Genomic DNA, 12834 nt, shown 5'->3' on the forward strand with positions numbered 1-12834 from the left:
GTTGGTCTTAACATTATTTTTCTCATAATGGTTAACGGCGGCAACTGCCTGTTAAATGGATAATATCTTGCTCAGTATCTTGGCTAGCAAAGTCATAAGGTAATTCACATTGCTCATTGCGGTTTTCACCCCAGCGAACATAAAGCGAGCCTTTATTATCTTTCACTCGCGCATAGATCTGATTCCCCTGACCCACCATACCGACCAATTCATCTTTGCTGTTATAAACATCAGCACCCAATGGTAATCCTTCACCATCAACTGTTTGGGTTTGAATTAATACTGCATAACCGGTCAAGGTTTCGAATTTCACTTTCACGGCGGCCCCGGCATAAGGAACAACACGCCCCTGATTTTCTTTCAGTTCAGTATTGCGATTAATACCTTTGGTATCCAAACCGACCGTATTGTAATTATAAGGCGTTAATGACGGCACCAGCGCAAAGCCATTTTTATCAATCCTGGCACCTTGTGCATTTCGTACTGTTGCGCCCTGAGCACCATCGGCTTCAATTAAACCGAAGGTATCGCCCAAATAAGGGCCGAGTGTCACACCTTTACTGTGTATTACCGCCGCACCGCGAGCTCCCGCGCCATATTGGGTATAGTTATTCCCACGAGAATAACTACCATTGACGGTGGCGTTAGGGAATTGCTTCTGCGCATTCGCCCCCCAACTATTCGAGCTGCCACTGACATTACTATCGTCATAACCCGCATTGACTGAATAATTTAAAGTATTACGTTCACCGGCGGTGCCGGATAATGATGTTTGATAGTTATTACCACTTTTCGGATTACGGTTGGCAGACATGGATAAATATTGATTTCCGCTCCCAATATTCAGTGGAATAGACACAGTTAATGACGCGATATTTTCGGTATTACCGTAGCGCGTTGTGGTTGTCGTTTCGTCTGTATCACCCGCATCCCAACCAAACTGGGTTGAGGTATAAATGGTGCGCTGGCGGCTCAGTGCCACGTTATAACTAATATCTTTATAACTATTTGAATAGTTTAGCTGTAACTGCGTATCTCTCTGGGTATCGTTATAATAATCACTGGTCGATGCTGAGGCTGAAAGTTGCCCATAGCCAGCCAGAGTTTGGTTTATTGTGGTGGTAAATTGGCTACGCTGTTTATAAGTCGATGAATCCCAGGTGCCGCCATTCTTTTGCACTGAACGCACACCAAATACATCATTTAAATCACGATACCCTTTGGTTGAATAGCGATATCCAGCCAGTGAGAATGAGGTGCCAGTTTCATTAAATGTCTGGCTATAGGTTGCCTGCATCCGCCAACCATTTTGAGTTTGATTTTAGCATGTGAATAGGTGGTATTAAGGCCAAACGCGCCGAGTGGCGTCCCTAATACACCGCCTGCGAGTAATGCAGTATAATCTTGCGCTAAACGAAGCCCACTGTTGGCGGTTAATTGATTCGTCAGACCACGCTCATAGGTAAAGTCGGTAAAATAGCTATCAATATTGGTAAAATCACGTGATTCCCCGACCACGGCATTATAACGGCTCACTCCTGGGCGCATTGAATCTGGTACGGCACTGAAAGGCACCGTAAATGTCGAGCGGCTGCCATTAGCCTCTATGACTTCAACATTAAGGTCACCCTGGCTGGTGGTACTATATAAGTCGTTAATAACGAATGGGCCTGGGGCGACATTTGTTTCATAAATTTCCCGCCCATTCTGGCGAATAACGACCCGCGCGTTACTGGTGGCTACACCACGAACTTCAGGAGCGAAGCCGCGCATTGATTGTGGCCACATACGTTGGTCTGTCGCCATTTTAACACCACGAAATGACATAGTGCCGAATAAGGTACTGTCGGTGAAAGTTTCACCCAGTGTTAATTGGCTATCCAATGATGAAATAGGGCGCTGCACATAAGTGCGGATATTATTCCATTGAGTATCGCTGTTATTATTGTTACTGGCATAACGCACATTTGATTGCTGGCGTAATTGCCACAAACCGAGATTGAGGCCACTTTTTAGGCCCACAAAGCCATAATCAGAAGTATTATTTTGCTGGGATTGCGTATCGCTACGATAAAAGTTTGCGCTGTAGTTAACGAATGCGAGTTTTTCGCCCTCTACCTATTCAGTTCGGTCAATATAGTCCCGCGGCCGTTTTTGTAATAATGCTTGGGGAATAGACAGATCCAAGCGCAATTTGGCCTGATCAAAATGAAAAGATGCTCCTTTGACTCGCTCCGCCAGTGGCACACATTTCTCGGTGGCCGAGGGGGGCGTAGCCGCAGATTCTGAAGGTATAGCTTCTCCCTCAGTGGTATTAGGTGCGGCAGTATTTTTGTCGGCCAGTTCAATTCCCGCCGCAGTTAAGAGCTCATCACTTAGGCAGGGAAAAACCTCCGATGAATCGGCATTCTTAATAAACTGCACGGTGGTACGTTTGAATGATTTGTTATTAATCAGGATATCGACAGCATCGTAATTTCCCGGCGTGACGGCATTCTCTTTATTCAGTTGATTCAAACCTGAAGCAAAATTTGTTCCTAAAAAGAGTGATTCATCAAATTCGAGATTTTGTGGCTCTTCCTGAGCCGAAACAGTATCGACATATAAAACTAAAGTTATACACAGCGTTAATGCTTTTTTACGGCTAGAGAACTTATTTTTTAGAACAACTTGTGAAAATCCCATAAATATTCCTTCGCCGAAAGCCACTACTGAGTTTTATAGCTACCGGTATCCTGCCCACCAAAATCATTTACCAATAGGAAGTTAACAATAGCATTTGAAGGTGCAGTTGAATTCGGGATTACCCACTGAGCCTGAGACATTGGAGAGATCATCTCTGATTTCATTTTGAGTTTTTTGCCCCCGCCAACGACTTCACCACTGGCGATGGTGGCATAGAACCCAGTTGGGTTTTTACCCGTAACAACAACATCTTTACCTTGTTGGCGTACATCAAAAGTTAGTGCGCTGGCGACTTGGTCGACACGGCCCGCAATACTTTCAGGGCGATAGAACACTTTAATGCGATTACGCATCAACACTAACATTTTATTATTTTTTTCTGCTTTATTTACCGGTGGAACCTGTAAGAAATTAAGATAGAACACGGATTCTCTATCTGTCGGCAAACCGCTACCGGTATATTTCAGCCGTAATGTTTGACCTGCATTCGCTTCAATACGGAAGAAAGGCGGAGTTACAATAAACGGCGCTTTGCCTGTCTCTGGTGTTGATTGAGCATCACCACTGTCTAGCCAGACTTGGACAGCATTAGGAAAGTTATCCTTATTCGTTAATTGGACACTATGCTCTTTTTCTCCTGCCGTATATATAATTCGGCTGCCGCTCATGACTACGCTAGCATTAGCAAAAGACATACCCATAAGAATTAATAAAGTGATAAGCAGATAACGGTAGCCATTTATATTAAGCATGATGGGAATATCCTCTGAAAGAAACTGGCGGAATAGTTAAACTTTTTGGTGCATAAAGTTGTAGGGGGCTCGCTGTGTTATCACCCAAATGGCTTACCGAAGCAATCACATTGAGATCTCTTTGCTGCCCACCTACAACTCCAATTACTTAAAGTATATCCTATCCTACGATACTAATATTACAGGTAGGAAACTGCATATTGTACAGAGGCGATCACAGAACCAGGGCCAGCTTGCGCGGTTGCATAATACTGTACCGCAAAATCATGCTCAGCTGATGTATCACCTGCTTTTAACACGATACCATCTTGTGCCACGCCACTATTTAGATTGATACCTGTTGTTGTTACTGCATCTTTCAGTAATTGAAGTTCAACATTTGTTGCTGTGCCGCTATTTTTTAAGTTACCGGCAGTTGTGACTTGGTTACCAACAAAAACAGTTTTGACATCAATATCATCAGCACTTGCTGCACAGCCTGATACACCCAGAGTAAAGGTTGTCTTACCCGCAGTTTTACCAGAAGCATTCAAATCGCTACTTGATACTGATGGCAATAATACTGTTGGGTTTGCATCAATACCATTGACGGTAACAGAACAAGTTTGTGCTGTTACTTCCCCTTGGAAAGTAATTGTATTATTGCTAGCTGCCATTGCTACAGTTGTAGATGCTGCGAATAAAGCCATAGCCAAAGTAATCTTATTCATTTAAAACTCCAATATAATAATTAGAAATGTGCCAAACGCTCGTTGCATTTAAATGCGGGTGAGTATTTAACTTATTAAATAGAAAGTGGGTTAATGACTATATGTGCGAATGTTATTCGATTATACTCGTCAGCTTTCCACATGTTGCTTCATTAAAGTAATTTGGTAGTCATTATTTCGACTGCGTCCGTCACTTGATGATGAGATAATATATAAAGTGATGCGGGCTGCACATAAGATAAACAAACCAATTGATGTGGTGAAATTCCTACCAAAGTAAAATTTATCCCAGCGAAATTTCAACCAGTTGTATTTAAAGTGTTTTTATTCTAAATGAGAATCAATTAATAAGATCTTTCTTGTTGTTTTTTGTTGTCAGTTGGTTTTCGCCATGCTTTTGGCCATTTAAAGGTAATTGGTGGGTATTATTGTATACCCATTTGTAAAGTTGTATGGGTATTTTGTATGGATATTATTAATGGGCAGGTTGAGTGCCGGGAATATTAATATGCTTTTAAAAAATAATGACTATAGAATACGCATTGTGACAGAAATAAATAGATGAGTTATTTGCGCCGCCGGTAAGGCGGCGCATGGCTAACTTAATTACGATATAAAACTTTAATAATATGATAACCGAACTGAGTTTTTACCGGGCCATAAGGTTGCAGCAATTCGCAGCTAAATACGGCTTTATCGAATGCTGGAACCATATCCCCTTTATTGAACTCACCTAGGTCGCCACCATTACGTTTTGACGGGCAGTTAGAGAATTTTTTTGCTAACTCTTGGAAATTAGCACCGTTATTTAGCTGTGCCAGAATCTCGTTTGCCTGTTTTTCATCATCAACCAGAATGTGCAGCGCGGAAGCTTTGTTTGCCATAGTAACAATCACCACTAATTTATTGAGTCTTGAAGGAGGGTTATCTTCAATAGGGTTCCGAAGCGCGCCAGTGTAGCTTATTTTGGTGGTGATGGGAGCCTTGTCGGCAGTGTTTTACAAATCAAAACCGCAGGTGGTTTTTTTTCATTGGCCGCTTTCTGCTACAATCCTGTTCCCCTGTTTACCTACAGAGCTTCCGAGTGCTATGCGATTAAATCCCAGCCAACAACAAGCCGTCGAATTTGTTACCGGCCCCTGCCTGGTGTTGGCCGGTGCGGGGTCGGGTAAAACCCGGGTCATCACTAATAAGATTGCGCATCTGATTCGTCAATGTGGTTATCAGCCCAAACATATTGCGGCGGTAACTTTTACGAATAAAGCCGCGCGCGAGATGAAAGAGCGCGTGGCTCAGACTTTAGGGCGCAAAGAAGCACGGGGTTTGATGATTGCGACCTTCCATACCTTGGGATTGGAAATCATCAAAAAAGAGTACAAAGCGCTGGGGATGAAATCTAATTTCTCACTGTTTGATGCGCAAGACCAACTGGGTCTATTGAAAGATTTAACCCACAAATGGTTGGAAGACGATAAAACGTTATTGCAACAGTTAGTCTCCCAGATCTCAAACTGGAAAAATGATCTGCTGGATCCCGCTGCTGCTGCGGCACAGGCCCGCTCTGAGCGCGATAAATTGTTTGTCCATTGCTATGGCTTATATGATGCCCATTTAAAAGCGTGCAATGTATTGGATTTCGACGACCTTATTTCCCTGCCAACTCTGCTGCTGCAACATGATTTGGAAGTGCGCGAACGTTGGCAAAATCGGCTGCGCTACCTATTAGTAGATGAATATCAAGATACCAATACCAGTCAGTATCAAATGGTTAAACTGCTGGTAGGCAGTCGGGCGCGCTTCACCGTGGTGGGTGATGATGACCAATCCATCTATTCATGGCGCGGTGCGCGACCACAGAATTTAGTTTTACTGAATGAAGATTTCCCTCAGTTGCAGGTGATTAAGCTGGAGCAAAACTACCGCTCTTCGGGCCGAATTCTGAAAGCGGCGAATATTTTGATCGCCAATAATTCTCATGTTTTTGAAAAAAAGCTGTTTTCTGAATTGGATTATGGTGATGAGCTCAAAGTGATTACCGCCAATAATGAAGATCATGAGGCTGAAAGAGTGGTCGGGGAGCTGATTGCCCACCATTTTGTGAAAAAAACGCAATACAGCGATTATGCCATTTTGTATCGCGGTAACCATCAGTCGCGGTTATTTGAAAAACTGTTGATGCAAAACCGCATTCCTTACCGTATCTCCGGCGGGGATTCATTTTTCTCGCGCCCAGAAATCAAAGACTTACTGGCCTACTTGCGGGTATTGACCAACCAGGATGATGACAGCGCATTCTTACGTATTGTGAATACCCCTAAGCGCGAGATTGGTTCAGCGACGATTCAAAAATTGGGTGAATGGGCGAATGTGCGTAATAAAAGTCTGTTTCGGGCCAGTTTTGATTTAGGGCTAGGCGAGCATCTGAAAGGGCGCGGTTTGGAGTCATTACAGCGCTTTACGCATTGGATGGAGGGTATTATCCGCTTAGTGGAACGTGAACCGGTGGCGGCAGTGCGGGATTTGATCCACGGCATTGACTATGAGAGTTGGCTGTTTGAAACCTCTCCTAGCCCGAAAGCGGCTGAAATGCGGATGAAAAACGTCAATTTATTATTTAGTTGGATGACCGAGATGTTAGAAGGGTCAGAACTGAATGAACCGATGACACTGACTCAGGTTGTCACGCGCTTTACCCTGCGCGATATGATGGAACGTGGCGAAAGTGATGAAGAGCTGGACCAAGTTCAACTCATGACGTTGCATGCTTCAAAAGGATTGGAATTCCCTTACGTATTCTTGGTTGGTATGGAAGAGGGCTTATTGCCACACCAAAGCAGCATTGACGAAGATAATGTCGATGAGGAGCGGCGGCTGGCCTATGTGGGCATCACCCGTGCTCAGCGCGAACTGTTTTTCACCTTATGCAAAGAGCGGCGTCAGTATGGTGAATTGATTCGGCCAGAACCTAGCCGTTTCTTGCTGGAATTGCCGCAGGACGATCTCAAATGGGAAAATGAGCGCAAAGCAGTTAGCCCAGAAGAGCGGATGCAAAAAGGCCAGAGCCATCTGGCCAATATTCGCGCGCAATTAGCGAATGCTAAAAAGCCGCAGTAAATGTGAAAAACCACAATGGGCAGGTTGTGTTAACGGCACAGTGCCTGCCCACTCGCGACTCATTTAAGGTGCGACGGGTTTACCATCAACCTTGACGTTTTGCACCTCGCTGAAGTGCCAAGGTGTTTCACCGCGCAATTCAGTGAAAGTGACTTGATTAAATTCACTATCACGTAAGTCACTGATAGCCGTCGGGGTGACATTGTTAAGCTGCACATTATTAACATGTACCAACCGGTGCCAGGCTTTATTTGCTGTATCCCCTTTGATTTCAATGGAGGCATTCTTGCCGCTGGTGTTATCCACCGTCACATTTTTAACTGTGAAATCATAGAACTGGGCTGGAATTTTGGCGGGTGGATAATCAATGTTGGCGTTACTGTCAGCATAATCCAAAGTCATCACCATCACTTGTTTTGCCAAATCCCGCATGGCGTTATTGCGGAAAGTCACATTACGCGCCCCGCCGCCAATAGTGCTGGTGCTCTTGGCGCGCAGGCCGATATCAGTCAGATACATGACGTTATTTTCAGCCAAAATATCTTCAATCCAAGCCCCTGTATGGCTGCCAGTGACCACGGCACCATGTCCCATGCGGAAATAGTTATTAAATAACCATGCGCCTTTCATTGGTTCTTGCTGCTGAGCTTTTTCCCCAGTGCCGGCCGCAAAGTTGATGCAGTCATCGCCAGTATCAAAAAAGTTATTAAATACCATCACATTCTGGCTGTTACCGAACTCAATACCGTCGCCATTATTTGCGTCATAGGTTTGGTGAATTAATCCATTGGCAACAACATTATGGTTTTCCAAATTCATAATGCCGTGGAAAGCTGGGTTACGTACGGTAAAACCGGCCAGATACACGTTTTCTACGCCGCGTAATGTCATTAAGCTGGAGCGGCGCTGTCCGTAGGCATTTTTCAAATCCATACCATCGGAAACCGCTTTCTCAACCTGATTTTTGGCTAAGATGCCATCTTCATGCACTTTGCTATTTTTGCTGGCGACATATTGCGGTAATGGGCGGCCTAACTCATCAGTAATGTCAGCGGTTTTGGCCCGCAACCAGCCATTACCGTCAATAACCCCAGAACCAGTAATCCGGATATTGCGGAAGGTACCGGGTTTGCTGTTATTGGGATCGATAGCATTGATCAGCGATGCTGGGCGCTCAATCGTGGAATAAGGGTATAGACGGTAGCCCGCAGGATAATCCTCTGGATTTTCTGAGCCTAATAATGTGGCCCCAGCCTGAAGGTTAAGGGTCATATTACTTTTCAGCCAAAATGCGCCACTTTTATAGATACCGGCGGGTATCTCAACACGACAACCTGGCTTGCAGCTATCTATCGCCTGCTGTATGGCCTTGGTATTCAATGTTTTTCCATCATCGACAGCACCAAAATCACGTATATTTACCATCTGTGGTTTGGCACTGGTTTTTGCGGTGATGGGCTTGCTGGCAGCTGACAATGATCCATCGGCATATTGTGCTTTCACTGTAAATTGGTAGCTGGTTTCAGGTTTTAGGCCGGTGGCTGTAAAATTTTGCATCACGATTTTATGCTGGAAATTATCTTTATCATTGGCATAAAAGTGATTGATATAGGGCTTGGCCGGGGAAAATTTATCATTATTATCACTGGCTTTGCCTAACAATTTTCCCGCAGAGAAAATCTGGTAATCAACAATTTTGCGCGTATCTTCCGGCGCTTTCCACACCAGAACAATACTGTTCTCATCATAGGCGAGAGTTGGAACTTGTAGTTGCTGAGGGGCATCGGGGCGACTTGATTTTGCTGCTATAGCCATAGGGCTGCCCACCATTAGGCTGGTCATTATTACCAACATACTGGTGGTGTATGGACGTCGAAGCTGTACTTGCATTATTAACCCTTCTCAATAAAGAAACAGTGTTTTATAAAAATACATACAATGTTTCTTTTTTAAACTGAGGACGATCACAATCTGATATTTTTATGAGGGTTTACCGTGGGAATGAAGCAGAAGAAAGGCGACCAAGGCCGCCCAATTGCAAAGAATTTAGTGAAATTCTTCTAATAAAAGTGGCCACTGAACATAGCTCTGCCAATGACTCTCTTGTTCTAATGCTTCTGCGCGATAAGGATGCTGTTGCAGCCAGCCCTGAGGTAGCAGCACATAAAGTGCTTCACCATTGGCTCGCAGCCTGACTGCGGGTAGTGTGTCATCCCGGCGACGGCTGGAGAATATAATTGCCAGGCGCAATAACCGGCACAAATGCTGGGCCATATCCACCGGCAAGGCATTTTGTTGATTTAGCAGTGAGAGGTCGAGAGTATCACTCTGATTTTGCAGCAAAGCTGCCAGTAGGCGTTTTTGTGCAGGAGTAAAACCGGGTAGATCCAGATTGCGTATCAGATAAGCGGCATGTTGCGGAGCTCGTTTAAAATCGATGCTTAGACCAATTTCATGGATCAAACACGCATTTTGCAATAACTCACGACATCGGCTGTCGAGATGCCACTCTTTTTCTACTTGCAGCAAAAAGTTATCAGCCAATTTACTGACACGCTTGGCTTGTTCTGTATCCAGTGAGTAACGGCGCTGGATATTTCGCACGGTTCGGCTGCGAATATCCTGCTCTACCGGTAAATGCAGCATGCCATAGACTAGACCTTCGCGTAGCGCCCCCCCAGCCAGAGTCATGCTTTCAATCGCCAGTTCTTGGAATATCGCCATTAAAATAGACAGACCACTGGGGAAAACCAGTGCGCGCTCCAGTGTTAACCCGGGGATTTCCAGCTCTTCCAGTTTGCCACACTGAATGGCTCTTTGTTTGAGCTGCTGTAATTTGGCTAAGGTGATCAGTTCGTCCATACCTTGGGCGACCATAATCTCTTGCAGGGCCTGAACAGTGCCAGATGCACCCACACAGATTTGCCAACCGTGCGCACGAAACCGCTGCGCGACAGGTTTGAGCATCTCTCGGGCTGCTAATTCCGCACGGTCAAAATTATCTTTTGCCAGATTGCGGTCACTGAAGTAGCGTTCCAGCCAAGTTACGCAACCCATTGATAAACTGACTAGAATATTGGCCTGCGCGCCATTTCCGGTCACCAGTTCTGTGCTGCCACCCCCAATATCGACCACCAGACGCTGCTCTGGCCCACCGGTGGTATGTGCGACGCCGTGATAAATCAGACGAGCTTCTTCTTCACCACTGATAACCTGAATCGGGCAGCCGAGGATCTCGGTCGCAGTTTGCAGGAACTCTTCGGCATTCGAGGCCAGGCGCAGGGTTGCTGTTGCAACCACGCGAATCTGATCCAAAGGAATGTCCTGCAAACGCTCAGAGAAAAGCTTCAGGCATTGCCAGCCACGCTCCATCGCCTCTTGCGATAGATGATTTTGGCTATCCAGACCGGCGGCCAAACGGACTTTCCGCTTGATTCGGGCCAGTGTTTGGATACTGCCTGCCACCTCACGTACTACCAACATGTGGAAACTGTTGGAGCCAAGATCGATGGCAGCATAAAGTGAGGTGGAACTTAGCATCATTTATCAGCTCGGTCGCTTACGGTTATTCCGCGGTGCACCACTATTACGGCGTGGGGCAGAGTTACGGCGTGGGCCATTCCCAGTGCGGGGACGGGCCAGACGTTTTGGCGCCGGCAAATCTGTTAATAGCGCATCGCTATTATATTTACTTACCGGAATGCTATGACCGGTGTAGGCCTCGATAGCCGGTAAGTTTAAAGCGTATTCTTCACAGGCCAAACTGATGGAATGACCACTTTCGCCAGCACGACCGGTACGGCCAATGCGGTGAACATAGTCTTCACAATCATCGGGTAGGTCATAGTTGAAGACATGGGTTACCAGTGGAATATGTAAACCACGGGCGGCTACATCGGTGGCGACCAGAATATCCAAATCACCTTTGGTGAAATCTTCCAGAATTCGCAGGCGTTTTTTCTGCGCGACATCACCGGTCAACAGGCCAACACGATGACCATCAGCAGCCAGGTGGCCCCAGATTTCTTCACAGCGATGTTTAGTATTGGCAAAAATAATGCAGCGGTCTGGCCACTCTTCTTCAATTAACGTCTGCAATAGACGCATTTTTTCTTCATTTGAGGGGTAGAACAGCTCTTCCTGAATGCGGTGGCCGGTTTTTTGCAACGGTTCCACTTCAACATATTCGGCGTTATTCATTTGTTCGAATGCTAATTCACGTACTCGGTACGAGAGTGTGGCAGAGAACAGCATGTTTAAACGCTGATCAACGGAAGGCATGCGGCGGAACAGCCAGCGGATATCTTTGATAAAGCCGAGGTCATACATCCGGTCAGCTTCATCTAAGACCACAACCTGAATTGCCCCGAGATTAATGTAATTTTGTTTTGCGTAATCGATTAAACGACCCGTGGTACCGATCAGAATATCAACGCCACTCTCCAGCACTTTAAGCTGTTTATCGTAGCCATCTCCACCGTAAGCCAAGCCTAATTTCAGCCCGGTTATCTGGGAAAGTGATTCTGCATCGGAGTGAATTTGCACCGCCAATTCACGTGTTGGTGCCATAATCAATGCGCGCGGTTGATTAGTCTGGCGACCCTCTGGTGCCGGGTGAGAAAGCAAATAATGGAAAGTAGACGCTAGAAATGCCAGCGTCTTGCCGGTTCCTGTTTGCGCCTGACCCGCTACATCACGCCCAGAGAGGGTGAGTGGCAATGCTAACGCCTGGATCGGCGTACAATACTGAAACCCTTTGTTTTCAAGAGCTTCAATAACTAGCGGGTGCAGGGCGAAGTCGGAAAACTTCTGTTCGGTCAAGTGTGTTTTGCTCATAGTGTGGTAGAATATCAGCTAACTATTGCTTTACGAAAGCGTATCCGGTGAAATAAAGTCATCCTACTGTTGGTTAATGCTACACCAACGAGGTAGACACAATCCTTTGGAGTAGAACATGAGCGATAAAATTATTCACCTGAGTGACGACAGCTTCGACACTGACGTGCTGAAAGCCGAGGGCCTGGTTCTGGTCGATTTCTGGGCTGAATGGTGTGGGCCGTGCAAGATGATTGCTCCGATTTTGGATGAAATTGCTGAAGAGTATGAAGGCCGACTGACCATTACTAAATTGAACATTGATGACAACCAGGGCACGGCACCAAAATACGGTATCCGTGGCATCCCTACGCTGTTGTTATTCCGTGATGGTGAAGTTGTGGCAACCAAGGTGGGGGCCTTGTCTAAAGGTCAACTTAAAGAATTCTTGGATGCAAATCTGTAAGTGACGTTAGCGGGTTAGTACCTTAAAGCCATTGAAGTTGCAGCCGAGAGCAAGTGCTGGCCCGAAGGGGGAGCCTCGTCAGAGGCTCACTATCCCGCTGAGTTGACTCAGGTCAGTGATCCGGGTGAGCCAGGGCTGCTAACAGCGCTGTAGCGTCAAGGTTATCGTGGATGTTTAGCGGCAGTTGTGATTTCTCACACTGACCGCTAGACGCCTGCAAAGAAGCGTGTTAAGTTTACCTCACTGCATATAGAACATTCCTGTGTATTGAGTCCGGGTCTGTGGCATCTAG

8 protein-coding genes and 1 pseudogene are annotated in these 12834 nt (G+C 45.8%); 2 read left to right on the plus strand and 7 right to left on the minus strand.

What is annotated here, in order from left to right; all coding sequences use genetic code 11:
• Positions 1-31 precede the first annotated feature (31 nt).
• From D5F51_RS00850 to ppiC, 4 genes and pseudogenes are all read right to left on the minus strand, one after another.
• Positions 32-2685 (minus strand): annotated as a pseudogene (locus D5F51_RS00850) (fimbria/pilus outer membrane usher protein).
• A gap of 23 nt (positions 2686-2708) precedes the next feature.
• Positions 2709-3437, minus strand: coding sequence for a fimbrial biogenesis chaperone (locus D5F51_RS00855; RefSeq protein ID WP_162301660.1), 729 nt, complete (start codon positions 3435-3437; stop codon positions 2709-2711).
• A gap of 179 nt (positions 3438-3616) precedes the next feature.
• A complete protein-coding gene (locus D5F51_RS00860; protein ID WP_129195353.1) occupies positions 3617-4147 on the minus strand; it encodes a fimbrial protein in 531 nt (176 codons plus the stop codon).
• A 602-nt stretch (positions 4148-4749) separates the two neighbouring features.
• Positions 4750-5046 (minus strand): peptidylprolyl isomerase PpiC, encoded by a 297-nt coding sequence (gene ppiC / locus D5F51_RS00865; protein ID WP_087768269.1) that lies wholly within the window; start codon positions 5044-5046, stop codon positions 4750-4752.
• Positions 5047-5236: 190 nt separating this feature from the next.
• On the opposite strand from ppiC, the gene rep reads away from it, so the two are divergent.
• The gene (gene rep, locus D5F51_RS00870) at positions 5237-7261 is read left to right on the plus strand and encodes a DNA helicase Rep (protein WP_129195354.1); all 2025 of its coding nucleotides are present in this window, start codon (positions 5237-5239) and stop codon (positions 7259-7261) included.
• 63 nt (positions 7262-7324) lie between these two features.
• Here the strand turns inward: rep and D5F51_RS00875 are convergent, their stop codons facing one another.
• The 3 genes from D5F51_RS00875 to rhlB all read right to left on the minus strand — a co-directional run bounded on the left by D5F51_RS00875 (position 7325) and on the right by rhlB (position 12097).
• A complete protein-coding gene (locus D5F51_RS00875; RefSeq protein WP_129195355.1) occupies positions 7325-9151 on the minus strand; it encodes a glycosyl hydrolase family 28 protein in 1827 nt (608 codons plus the stop codon).
• 156 nt (positions 9152-9307) lie between these two features.
• A complete protein-coding gene (gene ppx, locus D5F51_RS00880) occupies positions 9308-10801 on the minus strand; it encodes an exopolyphosphatase (protein WP_162301820.1) in 1494 nt (497 codons plus the stop codon).
• Between the two features lie 6 nt (positions 10802-10807).
• Positions 10808-12097, minus strand: a complete 1290-nt coding sequence (rhlB, locus tag D5F51_RS00885; RefSeq protein ID WP_025379934.1) for an ATP-dependent RNA helicase RhlB — start codon at positions 12095-12097, stop codon at positions 10808-10810.
• 118 nt (positions 12098-12215) lie between these two features.
• On the opposite strand from rhlB, the gene trxA reads away from it, so the two are divergent.
• Entirely contained in the window at positions 12216-12542 is a 327-nt protein-coding gene (gene trxA / locus D5F51_RS00890) for a thioredoxin TrxA (protein WP_025379933.1), read from the plus strand.
• Positions 12543-12834 lie beyond the last annotated feature (292 nt).

This window comes from Yersinia hibernica, assembly GCF_004124235.1.
GTDB classification, from domain to species: Bacteria; Pseudomonadota; Gammaproteobacteria; order Enterobacterales; family Enterobacteriaceae; genus Yersinia; species Yersinia hibernica.

Bases quoted from the DNA above. Each gene is read 5' to 3' on its own strand.
- D5F51_RS00855 (WP_162301660.1), bottom strand. From the start codon at position 3,437: ATGCTTAATATAAATGGCTACCGTTATCTGCTTATCACTTTATTAATT.
- D5F51_RS00860 (WP_129195353.1), bottom strand. From the start codon at position 4,147: ATGAATAAGATTACTTTGGCTATGGCTTTATTCGCAGCATCTACAACT.
- rep (WP_129195354.1), top strand. From the start codon at position 5,237: ATGCGATTAAATCCCAGCCAACAACAAGCCGTCGAATTTGTTACCGGC.
- D5F51_RS00875 (WP_129195355.1), bottom strand. From the start codon at position 9,151: ATGCAAGTACAGCTTCGACGTCCATACACCACCAGTATGTTGGTAATA.
- ppx (WP_162301820.1), bottom strand. From the start codon at position 10,801: ATGCTAAGTTCCACCTCACTTTATGCTGCCATCGATCTTGGCTCCAAC.
- rhlB (WP_025379934.1), bottom strand. From the start codon at position 12,097: ATGAGCAAAACACACTTGACCGAACAGAAGTTTTCCGACTTCGCCCTG.
- trxA (WP_025379933.1), top strand. From the start codon at position 12,216: ATGAGCGATAAAATTATTCACCTGAGTGACGACAGCTTCGACACTGAC.